Genomic DNA, 17,822 nt, shown 5'->3' on the forward strand with positions numbered 1-17,822 from the left:
CTACTCCGCCGAGAGCCTTCTAACCAGCCTAGGAAAGCGCTTGACGCCTGTTATCAGGCGGCGTCGCGCACTTCGTTGCTGGGGCCGATCGGGCTGCCGTTGCGGGCGAACCAGCGGATCGGCGGCTCGCACGACGGGCCCAGGGCCGCGCGGACGATGGCCGGCGGGCGGCGCTCTTCCGGGGTCATGAACAGGCCGTTGGTCTTCAGCTTCAGGCCGGCGACCTTGTTGGCGCCCAGCATGGTCAGCGGCACGGCGACGATCAGGCCCAGCAGGATCGGGGCGGTCGAGGTGAACAGGTCCGGCGTGAACCAGAACACCGCGCCCAGGGCCAGGCCGGTGGCGCTGATCCAGCCCATGGCGGCGCTGGCTTCCTTGAAGCTGACCTTGTCGGCGTCGCGGCGCTGGGTGGCCCAGCCGCCGACCTTGCCGGCCATGATCTCGATGATCGCGCGGGTCTGGGTGAACATCAGCATCGGGGCGACCAGCGCCGAGAGCAGCATTTCGACGGCCAGGCCGGCGGCCACGCGGCGCTTGCCGCCGAAGCCCTTGGTCTCGGCCTTGCGCGAGAACACCAGGATCGAGCCCAGGATCTTGGGGCCAAACAGCAGCACGAAGGTGATGATCATGGCCCAGGCGGTGGCCTGAATCTCGCGCCAGTCGATCAGGGCGTGGGCAGCCGCTTGCAGGTCGGCCATGGTGAAGGCCGCCTTCTTCAGCTCGGGCATCAGGGCGCGCGAGGTGATGCCGGCGCTCAGGGCGATGAACCACAGCGGCGACAGGGCGTAGCTCAGCACGCCGATCACCAGGTGCAGGCGGCTCATCCAGTGCAGGCCGGGCAGGGCGACCAGCGGCACGTGCTGGACGTTGCCCCGGCACCAGCGACGGTCACGGGTGGCGAAGTCCAGCAGGTTCGAGGGGCTCTCTTCGTACGAGCCTTCCAGGTACGGAGCCAGGTGCACGCTCCAGCCGCCACGGCGCAGCAGGGCGCTTTCCAGGGCGTCGTGGCTCATGACCTCGCCGCCGAACGGCTTGGGGCCGCCCAGGTGCGGCAGGCCGCAGGTCTCGGCGAAGGCGCGGGTGCGGACGATGGCGTTGTGGCCCCAGAACGAGCTCTCCGTGCCCGACCACCAGGCCAGGCCCGTCCAGGCGACGCGGCCGTACAGGCGCGTGGCGAACTGCAGGGTGCGCGCGAAGATCGTCTGGGCGTTGATGATCATCGGCATGGTCTGGATCAGGCCGGCGCCCGGGTGACGCTCCATGGCGTCGGCCAGGCGGACCATGGCCTCGCCGGTCATCAGGCTGTCGGCGTCCAGGACCAGCATGTGCTCGTAGGCGCTGCCCCAGCGGCGCACCCAGTCGGCGACGTTGCCGGCCTTGCGGCCCGTGTTTTCCTTGCGGACGCGATAGAAGACGTTGCTGTGGGCCTCGCGGCGGAAGCGGGCGAAGCAGGCCTGCTCGGCCAGGGCCACCTGGGCGTCGCGGGTGTCGCTGAGGACGAAGATGTCAAAGTGGCGGCTCATGCCCGTCTCGGCGATCGAGGCGTCCATGGCGCGCAGGCGCGCGAAGACGCCGGCGGCGTCTTCGTTGTGCACCGGCATCAGGATGGCGGTGCGTGTGTGCAGCTTGGGCATGGGCGCTTCGCCGTCGATGCCGAGGGGATCCTTGGGCTTGCCCAGCAGGATCGCAAAGCCCGCGACGGCCGTGCAGAACCACAGCGACAGGGCCAGGAACAGCGGAGCCAGCAGCACCACGACCACGGCTTCCAGACGGGTCACCCCGCCCAGGGCCACGGTGTCGAAGGTGGCCTTCCAGCCGGCGAAGCCCATGATGATGGTCGCCACGGCCACGATCCAGCGACGCATGGTCATGTTGGCGGCCAGCGCCGTGGCGCGGCGCGAGCCGCCTTGCCAGAAGCCCAGCGGCTGGACGGGCATGGCCAGCGGCACTTCCGCCGGGATCTCGACCGTGTCACGGCGAACGACCTGATCGAGGGTGACGCTCGTGGAGGAGCGTACGTCGAAGAGGCTGGAGCGATCGCTCATATCGTCAGATCTCGGACTTTTCCGGCGGGCCGGGCTCTCTCCGTACGCTTCGACGCCTGGAGCCTCTTTCCGCTGGCCTGCGCATCCGCTAGGGACGGGCAGGGCGGTTGTGACAGCTTCGTGACGGTCGAAACCGGCGTGGAGAGCCGCCGGTCATCCCTACAGTAAAACTTCGATCACAAATTCGCTACCGGAAATCACGCCGATTTCGCAGTTGCGAGAAAAAACATCGGAAACGCGTCGCGCGAGCGGGGCTCGCCGATTTGGGGAATTTCGGTAAGGCTATGAATATTCGGTACTTTGTCGCTTCCATCGCCGTTCTGGGCTTGGCCGCATGCGGACAAGCTTCGCAGGACGGCCGTTCAAAACCGGGCGTGGTCGAGGCCATGCCGTCAACGGAATCGCTACCCGCCTATGACGCGCAGGGGGTGATTTCCAGCCTGGACGGCCAGATTCTCACGCTCGATCACGACGGCGCGAGCGCGGCGGGCCTCAAGCCCGGCCGCAACCAGTTCAAGGTCTATGCGGACGTCATCGCCGAGGCCCCGATCACGCCGGGGACGCGGGTGAAGTTCCAGTTCAAGAAGACCTCGACGGGGCTCGAGCTGTCGAAGCTCGAACCCCGCGAGTAGGCCTCTACTTCAGCTTCACCAGCATCTTTCCCAGGTTCTCGCCTGAGAACAGCTTGAGGAAGGCGTCCGGCGCACGCTCGACGCCATCTTCCACCGTCTCGTTCCACTTGATCTTCCCGGCCTTGATCCACTCGCCCATGTCCTTGGCGAACTGCGGATAGAGGTCGTAGTGGTTGGAGACGATGAAGCCTTCCAGGCGCAGGCTCTTGCCGACGGCCAGGATGATGTTGGACGGGCCTTCCGGCTTACCGGTCTCGTTATATTGCGAGATCATCCCGCACAGGGCGAAGCGCGCGAACGGGCGGGCCGAGTTGATGGCCGCTTCCAGATGGATGCCGCCGACATTCTCGAAATAGACGTCGATGCCCTTGGGCGCGACCTTGGCCAGCTCGGCGACGACGTCGGGCGTGGCCTTGTAGTCGATGACGTGGTCGACGCCGATCGACTTCAGGAAGGCGACCTTCTCGGGCCCGCCGGCCGAGCCGATCACGGTATGGCCCTTCAGCTTGGCGATCTGGCAGACGACCGAGCCTACGGCGCCGGCGGCGGCCGAGACGAACACCACGTCGCCGTCCTTCAGCGCGGCGACGCGCAGCAGACCGGCATAGGCGGTCATGCCCGGCATGCCGGCGACGCCCAAGAAGGCCTGGGGCGGGACGCCTTGCGTATCGATCTTGGTGATCGCCCCCATGCCGGCGGCGGCCAGGGCCTTCGGGTTGGCGTTGAAGGCCTCGCGCCAGCCGAACATCGAGTTGACGATGTCGCCCGGCTTGAAGTCCGGATCGTTGGAAGCCGTGACCTCGCCGATCGCGCCGCCCTGCAGGGCCTGGCCGATCTGGAACGGCGGCACATAGCTGGGACGGTCATACATGCGGCCGCGCATATAGGGGTCGACCGACATCCACAGGTTCCGGACCTGCACTTCGCCGTCGCCCGGCGCGGCCAGCTCGACGGTCGCCAGGTCGAAGTCCGAGGCCTTGGGCAGGCCGACGGGGCGGCTCTTCAGGCGGATCTCACGCGAGGTGGTCATGGGTTTCCTCCGACAGGCTCTTGGCGAGCGTTGCTAATTTAAACGGATGTTTAGCGCGCCCTTACGGAAGTCTCCAGTGCTTCTAAGCGGTCCCGAAGCGCGGTAGACAGCCGGCATGACCCAAGACCTCAAGGCAGGCGTCGTCGGCGCCGGTGTGTTCGGCGGCTATCACGCCAAGAAGTATGTCGAGCTGGACGGCGTCACGCTGGTCGGCGTCTACGATGTCGACCTGGCCCGCGCCGAGGCCCTGGCCGGTCCGCTGGGCGCCAAGGCCTTCGACGACATCGACGCCTTCCTGGCCGAGGTGGACGTGGTCACGGTCGCCGCGCCGGCCGTTCACCACACCGCGCCGGCCCTGGCCGCGCTGAAGGCCGGCAAGCCGGTCTATTCCGAAAAGCCGATCGCCGTGTCGCCCGAGGACGCCGACAAGATGGTCGCCGCCGCCGCCAAGGCCGGCGTGCCGCTGGCCTGCGGTCATCAGGAGCGGGTGGTGTTCCAGGCCATGGGCCTGCTGGACATTCCCGAGCAGCCGCTGCGCCTGGAAGCCGTCCGCCGGGGCACGCCCTCGGACCGCAACCTGGACGTCTCGGTGGTGCTGGACCTGATGATCCACGACATCGACCTGGCGCTGGCCCTCTGCGAAGGCCAGCCGATCACGGTGGAAGGCGAGGGGGACGTCACCCGCTCGAGCTCGCTGGACTGGGTGAGGGCCGAGGCCACCTTCGACAACGGCTTCATCGCCATCTTCGACAGCTCCCGCGTGGCCGAGGCCCGCGAGCGGACGATGAAGGTCGTCTACCCTTCGGGCGAGGTCGAGATCGACTTTCTCGCTCGCACCTTCCGCAACACCACCCCGTTCCCGCTGATCGAGAACTTCACCGAGACCCCGGCCGGCAAGGACCCGCTGGGCCTGTCGGTCGCCGGCTTCCTGAAGGCCGTGCGCGGCGAGGCCCCGCGTCCGGTGGTCACCGGTGAGGAAGCCGCCCGGGCGCTGGACCTGGCGCTGGCGGTGGAGTGGGCGGCGGAGGGCTGAACATGAAGCGGCTCGGGACGCTCCTTTTCGCGACCGTTCTGAGCTTCGGCGCGAGCGCGGCTCAAGCCTGTGTGCCTGCGGGGGGACCCCAGCCGTCTCTGGCCTATCTCGCCAAGCATCTGGTCGCCCATGCCGCCGCGATCGATATCGTGGTCGTTGAGCGGTCCGAGCGCCTGCCGTCAGCCCCGTTCGCCCGAAAGGCGTTCGGAAGCGGTCCCGGCCAGATCCGCTACAGCAAGGACCTGTTCGAAGGACAGGTGTCGCTGGCCGACGAGTTCGAGGTGACGCGGCTCAGCTACAGGGTCGTGGAGACGCTCAAAGGTCAGGGCGCAAAGCGCTTCCAGCTGACCGGTGTCGGGCCGGCGTCGGACAGCACGATCCAGTCCTTGGCGATGTACAACGACGCGCCCGTGATCACGGCGGTGGAGCTGACGCCCCTGAACCTGACGCCGGGCACGTGCCTGTCCTTCCCCGGTGCGCTGAAGGGCGTGCGTTACCTCGTCTTCCGCGACGCCAAGGGAGCGCTGGTGGGCGAGGTCATCCCTTGGGATAACTATCGGCGTCGCGGTCCCGGCTATCTGGCCGTGCCCAAGGCGGACGATCCGTGGCTGCGGACCGTCCGTCAGGCCGTGGCGGCGCAGCGCAAGGGCCGCTAGCGCCGTCTTCCGCCCGACACCTGCAGCAGCACGGCGATCATCGCCAGGCCGCCGCCCAGCACCGCCACCGCGCTCCAGCCGCCATGGGTCCAGGCCGCCGCCGCCGCGGCCGAGCCGCCTGCGCCGCCTAAGAACATCGCGCCCATGAAGAGGGTGTTCAGCCGAGCGCGGGCCTGAGGCTTCAGGGCGTAGACCAGGGCCTGGTTCGACACGAGGGCGCCCTGCACGGCGAAGTCCAGCACCACCACGCCGATCAGCAGGCCGGCGACCGAGCTCCACAGGCCGAAGATCAGCCAGGCGACCAGGGTCAGGATCGCGCCCAGGGCGATGGCCAGGTGCGGGCCGCGCTTGTCGGCGAACTGTCCGGCCAGGGGCGCGGCCATGACGCCGACCACGCCGACGATTCCAAACACGCCGGCGACGTCCGCGCCGAGGCCAAAGCGCGGCTCCTGCAGGTGCAGGGCCAGGATCGTCCAGAAGGCGGTGAAGGCGGCGAACAGGTTGGCCTGGGTGAAGGCGGCCAGGCGCAGGGCAGGGTGCTCGGCCCACAGCTTGCCTAGCGAGGCGAGCAGGGCGCCGTACGACAGGTCGCTGTCGGGTTTGCTGCGCGGCAGGGTAGCGGCCATCAGGAAGCCGGCGGCCGAGGCGACCGGCGCGGCCAGCCAGAACATCGCCCGCCAGCCCAGGCCGGTGGCCACGAAGCCGGCGACGGTGCGGCTCAGCAGGATCCCGCACAGCAGGCCCGACATGACGACGCCGACGGTGGCGCCGCGCTTGTCGGCCGGGGCCAGATGCGCGGCCAGCGGCACGATCTGCTGGGCGACCGTGGCTGCCATGCCCAGCAGCAGCGAGGCGACCAGCAGCCAGCCGGCGGTGGGCGCCTGGGCCGCCAGGACCAGGGCGAAGGCCAGCGCCATGAACTGGACGACGATCAGCGTCTTGCGCTCGACGCGGTCGCCGAGGGGCGCGAGCAGCAGCAGGCCGGCGGCGTAGCCCAGCTGGGTCGCGGTGGGCACGAAGGCGGTCAGCGGGCCGGGCAGGTCGCGCTCGATCAGGCCCAGCATCGGCTGGCTGTAATAGATGTTGGCGACGGCCAGGCCGGCGGCGGTCGCCATCGAGAACGTCAGGCCCCGGCCCAAAGGCGCGGCCTTGAAAGCCGTGCGGGGGATGATGAAGGTCATGGTCGGCTCCAGGGAGAGCAGCGTTCGCTCTCCGTCGGGCCGGGATGTATGGGCTATCGAATTCGAGTATAATGGGCCTTAATAGATAAGTCGGACGATCGGAATTCGATATAATGGATCTTGTGGACGTAGGCGTCTTTGTCGAGGCGGCGCGGGCCGGAAGCCTGGCGGCGGCCGCTCGCCGGCTGGGCATCGCGCCGATGGCCGCCTCGCGCCGGCTGGCGGCGCTGGAGGATGAGGTCGGAGCCCGACTGGTCCACCGCACGACCCGCGCCCTGTCCTTGACCCCCGAGGGCGAGGCGTTCCTGCCCCACGCCCAGGCCATGCTGGAGGGCGAGGCCGCGGCGCGGGCGGCGATCCGGCCCTCCAGCGCCGGGGCCTCGGGCATGTTGCGGGTGACGGCCTCGGCCCCGTTCGGGCGCAAGATGGTCGCGCCGATGATCCCGGCCTTCATGCGGGCCAACCCGGACCTGCAGGTCGACCTGCAGGTCACCGACGCCATCACCGACATCGTCGCCAGCGGCATCGACGTGGCCATCCGCATCGCGGTGTTGCGCGACAACTCGCTGATCGCCCGCCGCCTGGATGGCAATCCGCGCAAGCTCTACGCCTCGCCGGCCTATGTGGCCGAGCACGGCGCGCCGAAGATCCTGGCCGACCTGGCCGACCACCAGTGCCTGGCGATCACCGGCGTCAGCCACTGGACCTTCATGATCGGCGACAAGCCGGTACAGCAGCGCGTGGCCGGACGCTTCACCGCCAGCGGGATCGAGACCCTGCACATGGCCTGCCTGGGCGGCCTGGGCCTGGCCATGCTGTCGGACTGGAACATCCGCGAGGACGTCGCCGCCGGCCGCTTGGTCGAGATCCCGCTGGCCGATGCGGTGCTGGAGTCCTGGTCGATCTGGGCCGTCTATCCCAGCGCCCGCCTGGTGCCGGCCAAGACGCGCCTGTTCATCGACGCGCTGGGCCGGCACTTGAAGAGTCCTACAAACTGACCTGAGTGCCCAGCTCCACCACCCGGCCCGGAGGCAGGTGGAAGAAGGTCGTCGGGTCGGCGGCGTTGCGGGTCAGGAAGGTGAACAGCTTGCGCTTCCAGGCCGGCAGGGCGTCGCTGGCCGTCGATGGCACGATGGTGCGGCGGCTGACGAAGAACGAGGTGCTCATGATGTCGAACTTCAGGCCCTGCTTGCGGCAGGCGGCCAGGGCCTTGGGGATGTTCGGGCTTTCCATGTAGCCGTAGCGCAGGGTGACCAGCGAGAAGCGGTCGTCCAGGGTCTGGGTCTCGATCCGCTCGGCGTCGGGCACATACGGACGGGTCTCGGCGACGACCTTCAAGAGCACGTTGCGCTCGTGCAGCACCTTGAAGTGCTTGAGGCTGTGCATCAGGGCCGGCGGGGTGGTGTCGGGGTCCGAGGTCAGGAACACGGCGGTGCCGGCGGTCGAGCCGGCCGGGCGGCGCAGGATCATCTCGCGGAAGTCGCCGAACGGCAGGCCGTCCTTGCTGAGCTTGAGCCGCAGGCGCTCGGTGGCGCTGACGAAGATCGACATCAGCAGGCACAGGCCCGCGCCCAGGGCCAGCGGCGCCCAACCGCCGGTCAGCACCTTCAGCAGGTTGGCGGTGAAGAAGGTCAGGTCCAGGGCGAACAGCGGCACGATCAGGGCCAGCGCCGTGACCAGGCGCCATTTCCAGACGTGGCGCACGACGATGTAGGCCAGCAGCGTGGTCACCACCATCGTGCCGGTCACCGAGATGCCGTAGGCGTGGGCGAGAGCGCTGGACGAGCGGAACGACAGCACCACCAGCACCACGCCGACGAACAGCAGCCAGTTGATCGGCGCGACATAGATCTGGCCGGCCTCGGTCGACGAGGTGATCTTGATGTCCATGCGGGGCAACAGGCCCAGCTGGATCGCCTGCTGGGTCAGCGAGAAGGCGCCGGTGATCACCGCCTGGCTGGCGATGACGGTGGCGACGCCGGAGAACAAGACGAGGCCCAGGCGCCACTGGTGCGGGGCCATCAGGAAGAACCAGTCGGCGTTGGGCAGGGCGGTTCCGGAGGCCTCGGCGATCGTCAGAGCCTTGGACGCCAGAGCTCCTTGGCCGAAATAGTTGAGCGCCAGCATCGGCAGGGCCAGGCCGAACCACGACATCTGGATTGGTCCGCGGCCGAAGTGACCCATGTCGGCGGTCAGGGCCTCGGCCCCCGTCACGGTCAGGAACACCGCGCCCATGACCAGGAAGCCGGTCAGGCCGTGGTGGGTCAGGAAATAGATGGCGTAGGTCGGCGAGATCGCGCCCAGCACGCTGGGATCGTCCTTGATGTGCCAGACGCCCAGGGCGCCCAGGCACAGGAACCAGCAGACCATGATCGGGCCGAAGATGCCGGCCACCTTGGCCGTGCCCTTGGCCTGGAAGCTGAAGAGCCCTGTCAGGATCACCAGGCTGACGACGATGACTTCCTGGGTGCCGAACCAGTGCTCGAAGCCCTTGACCGACTTCAGGCCCTCGACCGCCGACAGCACCGAGACCGCCGGGGTGATGACGCCGTCGCCGTAGAACAGGGCAGCCCCGATGGCGCCGAGGGCGAAGATCAGGCCGGTGCGGCCCGCCGCGCCCTGCTGGGCCAGGGCCATCAGCGACAGCACCCCGCCTTCGCCCTTGTTGGAGGCGCGCATCAGGAACAGGACGTACTTGACCGTCACGACCAGGATCAGCGCCCACAGGGCCAGGGACAGCACGCCCATGATCTCGGGACGGACCAGCCCGTCGCGGGCGGCCTCGCCCAGCGCGTCGCGGAAGGCGTAGAGGGGGCTGGTGCCGATGTCGCCGAACACGACGCCCACGCTGCCCAGCGCCAACGGCCAGAAACGCGACGCCGCGTGACCGGTGTGGTGGGAAGCTTGAGTTGTCGGGGTGGTTGGTTCGGACGCGGCGAGGGGGTCTTTACCCGCCATGCAAGCACGAGGCTCCAAAGCGCCGGTTCGCGACCGGCGGCCGGCGCTTTACGCCCGTCGCTGCGTCGCAGCAATCGAAAAAGGCAGAACGGCGATAGCCGATCCCGAAAGCGTGATCGGCGCTAGTCGTCCAAGTCGAACGGCAGCTCGTCCTGGTCGCTGGCGGTCTCGCGACGGGCCTTCGAGACGGGTTTGTATTCCGGTTCCGGCGCGGGACGCAGAGCCGGCAGCTCATCTTCCTCGTCCCACGGCGGGTCGTCGAACATGTCGGGCTCGGCCGGGCGCGCCTTGGCCGGAGCCGGAGCCGGAGCCGGCGCGGGCGCTGGCGTGCTCGGGCGCGAGATCGGGCGGGCCGCGCCGGCGCGGGGAACGTTGTCGAACGACGAGCGACGCGACAGCGGCGGCGGGGTGTCGGGCAGGGGCGGAGGCGGCGCCTGGAAGTCGTCGTCCTCGTCCTCGAACGCCTCGTCGTCGAAGTCGTCGACCAGAGGAGCGGGGGGCGGCGTGGGCGCGGGAGCCGGGCGAGTGGCGACTGTCGCCGGAGCGGCGACCGGCTTCTCCGGACGCGGCGGCAGCGGACGGCGGACGATGGCCTCGCAGCGGGCCAGCCAGCGGTTGGCCTCCTGCACCAGTTCAGCCGGCGAGGCGGTCTCGCGGCGCTGCTCGTCGCCGGGCGCCCACAGGTCCAGGGTGAAGTCGGGATGGCGCGGATCGTCGAAGATCAGGCGCAGGGTGACCCGCTCGGCCTGGGGCGCGACGTGGTCGATGGCCCGGCGGCCTTCGCCCCGGAACACGCGGCCCATCACCTGGCCGTCGACCAAGAGCTCGGCGCCCATCATCTCGTCCAGGCGATAGACCAGGCACCAGGCGCCCCGGTCCCACGCCACGGCCAACAGGTTGGTGGCGAACGAGAAGCCCGCGCCGCGACCCCGGCCGCGTGCGACGATCAGGCCTTCTGGCTCGCTTTTCAGCACATTGCGCAGGGCGCGGCGGATGCGCCGGTCCTCGTCGCCGTACCAGATGGCCAGGCTGCCGAGGAACGTCACCGCCGTACCGGCGATGGCGACAAACAGAAGGAGACGCGCAAGCTCGCTCATAGTGAGGCTCAGGCTAGCGAGAGTCGTGTTTCTGGGACAGGCGGCGGCTAGTCGCGGAAGTGGCCGACCACCGGCACGTGGTCGCTGGGCTTTTCCTTGTCGCGCTCGTCGCGGTGGATGACGACGGCCTCCAGGCGGTCGGCGGCCTGGGGCGAGCACAGCAGGTGGTCGATGCGGATCCCCAGGTTCCGCGGCCAGGCCCCGGCCTGGTAGTCCCAGAAGGTGTAGCCGCCCGGCGCGCCGTCGACCTGCATGTAGGCGTCGGCCAAGCCCAGGTTCTTCAGCGCCCGGAACGCGCCCCGGCTCTCGGGCTGATAGAGGGCGTCGCCCAGCCAGGCTTCGGGATTAGCCACGTCCTCGGCCTCGGGGATGACATTGTAGTCGCCCAGGATGACCAGGGGCTCCTCGAAGGCCAACAGGCCGGCAGCGTGGGCGTGCAGGCGACGCATCCAGGCCAGCTTGTAGTCGAACTTTTCCGTGCCGATCGGATTGCCGTTGGGCAGATAGATGCCCACCACCCGGAACGGCGTGGGCGCATTGATCACCGCCTCGACGTAGCGCGACTGCTCGTCGACCTCGTCCTCGGACAGGAAAGGCAGGCCCTTGCGCACATCGTCGATCGGGAACTTCGACAGCAGGGCCACGCCGTTATAGGTCTTCTGGCCGTGGACGACGACGTTGTAGCCCAGCCGCTCAAAGGCTTCGGTCGGGAACTTCTCGTCGACGCATTTGATCTCCTGGAGCACCGCGACGTCCGGGGCCTCCGATTCGAACCAGGCCAGCACGCCTTCCAGGCGAGCGTTGATCGAATTGACGTTCCAGGTGGCTATACGCATTGACGGCTCCAGACAGCGGCGGGAGGCTAGAGCCCATGACGAATGCGCTCAAGTCGGGCAAACGAACGATCGACAAGAGACAGGTCATCCTGATGGTCGTCGCCACCGGCGCATGCCTGGGCCTGGCCGTGTTGGGCGGCATCCTGGCGATCTTCACGCCGCTGGTCTTCGACCGCTCCGGCAACCTGATGAATCCGGTCGCCTGGCTGGGCTTCGTGTTCGCCGCCTCGTTCTGGGTGGTGTGCCTGCTGGCCCCGCTGGCCGGCTGGATCCTGTGGCGCAAGAACGAGACGACCCTGTCCTGGGCCGCCATGGCCGCCCCGCTGGCCTGGGGCGCAGTGGCGTTGACGCTCTTACAGTTTGTCCCGACCTAGATCGAGAAGCTGACCCCGCAGCCGCAGCTGGTCTTGGCGTTCGGGTTGCGGACGCGGAACTCGGCGCCGGCCAGTTCGTCGACGAAGTCGATCTCCGAGCCCTTCAGCAGGGCCAGGGAGACGACGTCGACCAGGGCCACGGCGTCGTCGCGCTCGACCTTGAGGTCATCGTCCTCGACGGTGTCGACCAGGTCGAAGCGGTACTGGAAGCCCGAGCAGCCGCCGCCGTCGACGGCGACGCGCAGCATCAAGGGGCGGCCCTCGCTGGCGGCGATGGTCTTGATCCGGCGCGCGGCGTTTTCGGAAAGCGTTAAGTCTGTCTGGGTCATGGCTGTGGAAAAGTCACCTTGCGCTTATATGAGGGTGACGCGGCCTCTACGGAAGAGGTCAAATGGTCAAACGCGATAAAGGCGGTTCATGTCCTCGACCCCGTACTTCGTCCCCCGCGCGCCCTATGCCGAAGATCCCTTCAAATCGAAGGGCCGCCGGTTCCAGGAGGACGAAAGCCGCACCCGGACCCCGTTCGCGCGCGATCGCGACCGCATCATCCATACCTCGGCCTTCCGCCGCCTGAAGGAGAAGACCCAGGTCTTCGTGGCGCACGAGGGCGATAATTTCCGCACCCGCCTGACCCATTCGCTGGAAGTGGCGCAGGTGGCGCGCTCGCTGGCCACGGCCCTGGGCCTGGACAGCGACCTGGCCGAGACCATCGCCCTGGGCCACGACCTGGGCCATCCGCCGTTCGGCCACGCCGGCGAGGATGAGCTCGAAATCCAGATGCGCGAGTACGGCGGCTTCGACCACAACGTCCAGACGTTCCGGGTCGTGACCGAGCTGGAGCACCGCTATCCGGACTATCTGGGCCTGAACCTGACCTGGGAGACCCTGGAAGGGATCATCAAGCACAACGGCCCCGTCACCAACAAGCTGGGCAAGCCGTCCTGGAAGGCCATCCAGAAGTACGACAACGAGTACGAGCTGGGCCTGAACACCTGGGCGTCGGCCGAGGCGCAGGTCGCGGCCCTGGCCGACGACATCGCCTACAACAACCACGATGTCGATGACGGCGTCACCGCCGGCCTGTTCACCCTGGACGAACTGCTGGACGTGCCGCTGATCGGCCCGATCCTGTTCGCGGTGAAGAGCGAGCGTCCCGACCTCGACCCGCGCCTGACCCACCTGGAAGCCGTCCGCCGCATGATCGGCGCGATGATCGACGACGTGATGGGCGAGACCCTGCAGCGCGCCGCCGCCACCGGCGTGAGCTCGGCCGACGACGTCCGCGGCCTGGACCACGCGCTGGTCGCCTTCTCGCCGGACATGGCCGAGGACCTGGCCCGCCTGCGCGCCTTCCTCTACGAGCGCATGTACCGCCATTGGCGCGTCAACCGCACCCGCAGCCAGGCTCGCCGTATTCTCGGCGAAATGTTCACGCTATTCCTGAGGGAGCCGGAGGTCCTGCCGACCGTCTGGTTCGCCAAGTCGCAGAACCGCGACGAAGCCGGCCGAGCTCGCGTGGTGTGTGACTATATCGCGGGCATGACCGACCGCTTCGCGATAGAAGAACATCGCAAGCTGTTCCACCTCGACGTCTGGAACTAGGCCGTAAGGCTCAAGACTCGGAACGGGGACGCGAGCGGCTTGAAGTCTGCCACCTGAGCGGGGCGGACGCTTCTGAGACGCGCCCTCGAAGGGTAACCTAGGGTCGCGCGCGTCTGATTCGAGGCGTTCGATCCGCGTGCCTGAGTACTTTGGAGCCTAGCTGAAATGTCCGATCCGCACCGCGGGGCCTATACGCCGCCCACCGACGCGCCGCTGTCGTTCGACGCGCGTCAGCCCGTGCGCGGCGCTCGCCCTCTGCCCATGACCCTGATCATCAGCGCGGTGGTGCTGGTGACGCTGGTCGTCGCGGTGGTGATGATCTATCGCGGCGGCATCCGGAATCCGAACGAGCCGCCGCAGGCCGTGGGGACCGAGGTCGCCCAGATGAAGACCCCGCCGCCGGCCGGCAGCCAGCCGCAGGACCCCGCCGCGGGCCTGCAAATCTATCACAACGAGGACCCGCAGCCGTCGGCGACCTTCGCCGCGCCGCCCGAGACGCCTCAGGCCCGTCCGGCCGCGCCGCTGCCCACCGCGCCGGTCCAGACCGCCGCTCTGCCGGCCGCCAAGCCCGCGCCGACCGTGACCCAGCCGGCCACCCCGGCCGCCAAGCCGGCCCCGACCATCGAGTCCCTGGCCACGGCCGCCGCCCAGCGCCCGGTCGCCGCAGCGCCCAAGCCTGCTCAGGTCGCCGCCGCGACCCCGGCGCCGACTCCCAAGCCTGTCGCCACCGCCTCCGGTCCGGCCTCGGTGCAGATCGGCGCGCTGTCCTCGCCCGCCCTGGCCGACAAGGCCTGGACCGAAGCCACCCGCCTGGCCCCCGGCCTGGCCGCCGGCAAGGGCAAGAAGGTCGAGGCGATCGATAAGAACGGCGCCACGCTCTACCGCACCTCGGTCACGGGCTTTGCCTCGCGTGAAGCGGCCAAGGCGTTCTGCGAGGCCATCTCGGCCTCGGGCAAGTCCTGCTTCGTCAAATGAGCCTCCTGATGGGCGCCTCGTCTTCCGCCGCCATCCTCGGCTGCGCCGGCACCACGCTGACGGCCGAAGAGGTCGCCTTGTTCCGGGACGTGAAGCCGTGGGGCTTCATCCTGTTCAAGCGCAACATCGCCGATCCCAACCAGGTGCGCGCCCTGACGGCGGCCCTGCGCGAGACGGTCGGCCGGCCTGACGCGCCCATCCTGATCGACCAGGAGGGCGGCCGCGTCGCTCGCCTGCAACCGCCGCACTGGCGCATCTATCCGCCGGGCCGCGCCTACGGCGCCCTGGTCGCCAACGACCCGCTGACGGCGCGTGAGATCACCCGCCTGGGCTCGCGCCTTATCGCCCATGACCTGCTGAGCCTCGGCATCAATGTCGACTGCGTGCCGGTGCTGGACGTGCCCGATCCCAAGGGCCACGAGATCATCGGCGACCGCGCCTATGGCGACACGCCCGAGCAGGTGGCGACCCTGGGCCGCGCGGCGGCCGAAGGCCTGCTGGCCGGCGGCGTCCTGCCGATCATCAAGCACATCCCCGGCCACGGCCGCGCCATGAGCGACAGCCACCTGGAGCTGCCGGTGGTGAAGGCCAAGCTGGACGAGCTGGACAAGCGCGACTTCGCGCCGTTCCGCGTGCTGTCCGACATGCCGATGGCGATGACGGCCCACGTCGTCTACACGGCCATCGACCGCAAGAACCCGGCCACGACGTCCAAGAAGGCCATCAAGAAAATCATCCGCGAGTCCATCGGCTTCGACGGCCTCTTGATGAGCGACGACCTGTCGATGAAGGCCCTGTCGGGCGACTTCAAGCAGCGCGCCAAGGACAGCCTGTCGGCCGGCTGCGACGTCGTCCTGCACTGCAATGGCGACATGGCCGAGATGAAGGCCGTGATGTCGGGTGTCGGCAAGCTCTCCAAGGAAGCTCGTCGCCGCGCCCAGGCCGTGATGGGCCGTCTGGTCAAGGTTCCCGAGCCCTTCGACGTGGCCGAGGCCCGCGCCCGCTTCGACGCGGCGTTCGACGGCAAGTACGCTTGAACACGGGCTTCCAGCCCACTTTCGACTTTGCCGCCGCCGATGAAGCGGCCGAAGACGGCGCGGCGCTGGTCATCGATATCGACGGCTACGAAGGCCCGCTGCACGTCCTGCTCGCGCTAGCGCGTAGTCAGAAGGTCGACCTGCTGCAGCTGTCGATCACCAAGCTGGCTGAGCAATATCTGGCCTTCGTGCAGCAGGCGCGCCGCGTGCGGTTCTCGCTGGCCGCCGACTATCTGGTGATGGCCGCCTGGCTGGCCTACCTCAAATCCCGCCTGCTGCTGCCCAAGCCCGAACGCGCCAAGGCCGAGGAGCCGCCCGCCGAGGAAATGGCCGCCCAGCTGGCCTTCCGCCTGGCCAAGCTGGACGTCATGCGCAAGGCCGTCGAGGCCCTCAAGGAACGTCCGATCCTCAAGCAGGACGTCTTCATGCGCGGCGATCCGGAAGCGGTGAAGATCGTCTCCTCGACCCGGCTGGAGGGCGACCTTTACGGCCTGATGAGCGCCTATATCGAGCAGCGCAAGCGCGAGCACAGCCGCCACTACGCGCCGCGCCCGCCCACGGCCTATCCGCTGGAAGACGCCCGCGACCGCCTGCGCAGCCTGCTGCCGAAGATGAAGGACTGGACGGTCCTTTCCACCATCGCCCCGATCGAGAAGGCGCTGGAGGACGATGACGGCCCAACGCCCGCCTCTTACCTGGCCTCGACCCTGTCGGCCTCGCTGGAGCTGGTGAAGGAAGGCATCCTGGAGGCCCGCCAGCTGGAACACTTCAAGGACATCTACTTGCGGACGAGAGCGGAGCCGCTAGAGGTCATCGAATGACCGTCGAGTTGGAACCTCTCTTCGTCGAGCGCTGCATCGAGGCCCTGCTGTTCGCGGCGGCCGAGCCGCTCAGCGACGTCGACCTGGCCAAGCGCCTGCCGGAAGGGGCGGACATCGCCGCCGGCCTGGCGGGCCTGCGGGCGCGCTATGAGGGCAGGGGGATCGAACTGGTCGAGGTGGCCGGGCGCTGGCGTTTTCAGACGGCCCAAGACCTGTCGTTCCTGATGACGGAAGAGCGCGAGGAGCCGCGCCGCCTGTCCAAGGCCGCGCAAGAAACCCTGGCCATCGTCGCCTACCACCAGCCGGTGACTCGGGCCGAGATCGAGGCCGTGCGCGGCGTCCAGGCCAGCCGGGGCACGATCGACGTCCTGCTGGAGCTGGGGCTGATCCGCATGCGCGGTCGTCGCCGCACGCCAGGCCGGCCGGTGACGTTCGGGACGACGGACGCGTTCCTGGAGCACTACGGCCTGGCCAATCTGGGTGACCTGCCGGGCATTGCCGAGATGAAGGCCGCGGGCCTCTTGGAAATGAACCTGCCGCCGGGCTTCTCGGTGCCCGATCCGCTGGGTCTGCGCCCGAACGAAGACGAGGATCCGCTGGACCTGGACGACGGCGAACAGCCGGAGTTCGCCCAGGACTTCCTGGGCGAGCCTGAAAAGGCGGACTAGGCGAAGATGTTCGCCACCAGGCCCTTCTGATCCTTGCGGTTGGGGTCCTGCTCGACCTCCTGCTTGATCATTTCCTTGAGCTTGTCTTCAACCTTCTTGCGCTCTTCCGGCTTCATGGCCTTGAGCTCTTCCTCGGTCACGCCCAGCTTGGCCAGCATCATGGCCCGCATCTTCTCGGCGGGCGTCATCTTCTGGAACTTCAGGAACTCGTCGCGGGCCGACGGCTCGCCGACCGGCGCGTTGGACGAGGTGCTCAGGCCGGGAGAGACCCCGGCGTAGGGGGAGAAAGAACCGATCGAGGAAATCGACATGCGAACGCGCTCCCGGACACAATGGGTGCGACATTCTGGCAAGAACCGCGCCAGTTGCGCTTAGCTATGCTTTTCAACGGCTTGTGGCGTAAGGGTTCGGTGAAAGCTTCGCCAGGCGGTCAACTTGACCGAGCAGAACTTGCCGAGGCTCCCGCGACGTCTCGCCCGCAGGGTGAACGATGGTCGGCGGCCCCGCGAGCGCCTATATTGTCCGGCATGTTGTAACGACGCGTCACAGCGGCTACAGGGCGCTTGTCGCAAGGAGTCTCGGTTATGGGAAGTTTCGGTCCTATCCACTGGATCATCGTCGCCATTGTGGTGCTGCTGCTGTTCGGCGGCCGCGGCAAGCTGTCGGGCATCATGGGCGATGCGGCCAAGGGCATTAAGGCGTTCAAGGAAGGCCTGAAGGACGACGACACGAGCAGCGAAGTGGCTGACAACAAGGCCAAGGGCGCGCTGCCGCGCACCGAGCAGGAAGCCGAAGAGCTTCGCAAGTCGTAAGGCTTTAGGGCGCGCGGGGAGGGGCTCTTCGCGCGCGACGATCCAACCACGCGGGGGGCAGTAAC

The 17,822-nt window shown here is 68.3% G+C and carries 19 protein-coding genes; 11 read left to right on the forward strand and 8 right to left on the reverse strand.

Annotated features, from left to right (window positions below):
- Nucleotides 1-53 precede the first annotated feature (53 nt).
- Nucleotides 54-2,045 (reverse strand): glucans biosynthesis glucosyltransferase MdoH, encoded by a 1,992-nt coding sequence (gene mdoH, locus AC07NF_RS20275; RefSeq protein WP_494630433.1) that lies wholly within the window; start codon nucleotides 2,043-2,045, stop codon nucleotides 54-56.
- Between the two features lie 386 nt (nucleotides 2,046-2,431).
- Here mdoH and AC07NF_RS20280 point away from each other — a divergent pair, with 386 nt between their 5' ends.
- A complete protein-coding gene (locus AC07NF_RS20280) occupies nucleotides 2,432-2,677 on the forward strand; it encodes a copper-binding protein (protein ID WP_494630438.1) in 246 nt (81 codons plus the stop codon).
- Between the two features lie 4 nt (nucleotides 2,678-2,681).
- Here the strand turns inward: AC07NF_RS20280 and AC07NF_RS20285 are convergent, their stop codons facing one another.
- Complete coding sequence (locus tag AC07NF_RS20285) at nucleotides 2,682-3,707, reverse strand: NADP-dependent oxidoreductase (RefSeq protein WP_492817410.1); 1,026 nt, start codon at nucleotides 3,705-3,707, stop codon at nucleotides 2,682-2,684.
- Nucleotides 3,708-3,822: 115 nt separating this feature from the next.
- Here AC07NF_RS20285 and AC07NF_RS20290 point away from each other — a divergent pair, with 115 nt between their 5' ends.
- Complete coding sequence (locus AC07NF_RS20290) at nucleotides 3,823-4,740, forward strand: Gfo/Idh/MocA family protein (RefSeq protein WP_494630444.1); 918 nt, start codon at nucleotides 3,823-3,825, stop codon at nucleotides 4,738-4,740.
- 2 nt (nucleotides 4,741-4,742) lie between these two features.
- Nucleotides 4,743-5,396, forward strand: a complete 654-nt coding sequence (locus AC07NF_RS20295) for a hypothetical protein (RefSeq protein ID WP_494630446.1) — start codon at nucleotides 4,743-4,745, stop codon at nucleotides 5,394-5,396.
- Here AC07NF_RS20295 and AC07NF_RS20300 read toward each other — a convergent pair.
- Nucleotides 5,393-6,577: an MFS transporter gene (locus AC07NF_RS20300; RefSeq protein WP_494630449.1), complete on the reverse strand. Its 1,185-nt coding sequence runs from the start codon at nucleotides 6,575-6,577 to the stop codon at nucleotides 5,393-5,395. The genes AC07NF_RS20295 and AC07NF_RS20300 overlap by 4 nt on opposite strands.
- Before the next feature lie 113 nt (nucleotides 6,578-6,690).
- Between AC07NF_RS20300 and AC07NF_RS20305 the strand changes: the two genes are divergently transcribed.
- Complete coding sequence (locus AC07NF_RS20305; RefSeq protein ID WP_494630451.1) at nucleotides 6,691-7,575, forward strand: LysR family transcriptional regulator; 885 nt, start codon at nucleotides 6,691-6,693, stop codon at nucleotides 7,573-7,575.
- Here AC07NF_RS20305 and AC07NF_RS20310 read toward each other — a convergent pair.
- The 3 genes from AC07NF_RS20310 to xth form a co-directional block, all read right to left on the reverse strand.
- On the reverse strand, nucleotides 7,565-9,535 hold the full coding sequence (locus AC07NF_RS20310; RefSeq protein ID WP_494630453.1) for a potassium transporter Kup: 1,971 nt from the start codon (nucleotides 9,533-9,535) through the stop codon (nucleotides 7,565-7,567). The genes AC07NF_RS20305 and AC07NF_RS20310 overlap by 11 nt on opposite strands.
- Nucleotides 9,536-9,657: 122 nt before the next feature.
- Nucleotides 9,658-10,632 carry a hypothetical protein gene (locus AC07NF_RS20315; protein ID WP_494630454.1) on the reverse strand — a complete coding sequence of 325 codons (975 nt, stop codon included), beginning with the start codon at nucleotides 10,630-10,632 and terminating at the stop codon, nucleotides 9,658-9,660.
- A 47-nt stretch (nucleotides 10,633-10,679) separates the two neighbouring features.
- Nucleotides 10,680-11,468: an exodeoxyribonuclease III gene (gene xth / locus AC07NF_RS20320; protein ID WP_494630459.1), complete on the reverse strand. Its 789-nt coding sequence runs from the start codon at nucleotides 11,466-11,468 to the stop codon at nucleotides 10,680-10,682.
- A gap of 35 nt (nucleotides 11,469-11,503) precedes the next feature.
- Between xth and AC07NF_RS20325 the strand changes: the two genes are divergently transcribed.
- Nucleotides 11,504-11,842 carry a hypothetical protein gene (locus tag AC07NF_RS20325; protein WP_494630461.1) on the forward strand — a complete coding sequence of 113 codons (339 nt, stop codon included), beginning with the start codon at nucleotides 11,504-11,506 and terminating at the stop codon, nucleotides 11,840-11,842.
- Here the strand turns inward: AC07NF_RS20325 and erpA are convergent.
- On the reverse strand, nucleotides 11,839-12,171 hold the full coding sequence (erpA, locus tag AC07NF_RS20330; RefSeq protein ID WP_492080922.1) for an iron-sulfur cluster insertion protein ErpA: 333 nt from the start codon (nucleotides 12,169-12,171) through the stop codon (nucleotides 11,839-11,841). The genes AC07NF_RS20325 and erpA overlap by 4 nt on opposite strands.
- Nucleotides 12,172-12,259: 88 nt before the next feature.
- Between erpA and AC07NF_RS20335 the strand changes: the two genes are divergently transcribed.
- The 5 genes from AC07NF_RS20335 to scpB all read left to right on the forward strand — a co-directional run bounded on the left by AC07NF_RS20335 (nucleotide 12,260) and on the right by scpB (nucleotide 16,945).
- Nucleotides 12,260-13,444, forward strand: coding sequence for a deoxyguanosinetriphosphate triphosphohydrolase (locus AC07NF_RS20335; RefSeq protein WP_492817427.1), 1,185 nt, complete (start codon nucleotides 12,260-12,262; stop codon nucleotides 13,442-13,444).
- 165 nt (nucleotides 13,445-13,609) lie between these two features.
- A complete protein-coding gene (ftsN, locus tag AC07NF_RS20340) occupies nucleotides 13,610-14,419 on the forward strand; it encodes a cell division protein FtsN (RefSeq protein ID WP_494630465.1) in 810 nt (269 codons plus the stop codon).
- Nucleotides 14,416-15,456 (forward strand): beta-N-acetylhexosaminidase, encoded by a 1,041-nt coding sequence (gene nagZ / locus AC07NF_RS20345; protein ID WP_494630467.1) that lies wholly within the window; start codon nucleotides 14,416-14,418, stop codon nucleotides 15,454-15,456. The genes ftsN and nagZ overlap by 4 nt, the downstream gene beginning before the upstream one ends.
- On the forward strand, nucleotides 15,453-16,277 hold the full coding sequence (locus AC07NF_RS20350; RefSeq protein WP_494630471.1) for a segregation and condensation protein A: 825 nt from the start codon (nucleotides 15,453-15,455) through the stop codon (nucleotides 16,275-16,277). The genes nagZ and AC07NF_RS20350 overlap by 4 nt, the downstream gene beginning before the upstream one ends.
- Entirely contained in the window at nucleotides 16,274-16,945 is a 672-nt protein-coding gene (gene scpB, locus AC07NF_RS20355) for an SMC-Scp complex subunit ScpB (protein WP_494630473.1), read from the forward strand. The genes AC07NF_RS20350 and scpB overlap by 4 nt, the downstream gene beginning before the upstream one ends.
- Here scpB and AC07NF_RS20360 read toward each other — a convergent pair.
- A complete protein-coding gene (locus AC07NF_RS20360) occupies nucleotides 16,942-17,256 on the reverse strand; it encodes a hypothetical protein (RefSeq protein WP_492817437.1) in 315 nt (104 codons plus the stop codon). The genes scpB and AC07NF_RS20360 overlap by 4 nt on opposite strands.
- Nucleotides 17,257-17,529: 273 nt before the next feature.
- Between AC07NF_RS20360 and AC07NF_RS20365 the strand changes: the two genes are divergently transcribed.
- Nucleotides 17,530-17,757, forward strand: coding sequence for a twin-arginine translocase TatA/TatE family subunit (locus AC07NF_RS20365; RefSeq protein ID WP_291870457.1), 228 nt, complete (start codon nucleotides 17,530-17,532; stop codon nucleotides 17,755-17,757).
- Nucleotides 17,758-17,822: the final 65 nt, after the last annotated feature.

The sequence above is a fragment of the Caulobacter sp. GW821-FHT10A06 genome, from assembly GCF_059415805.1.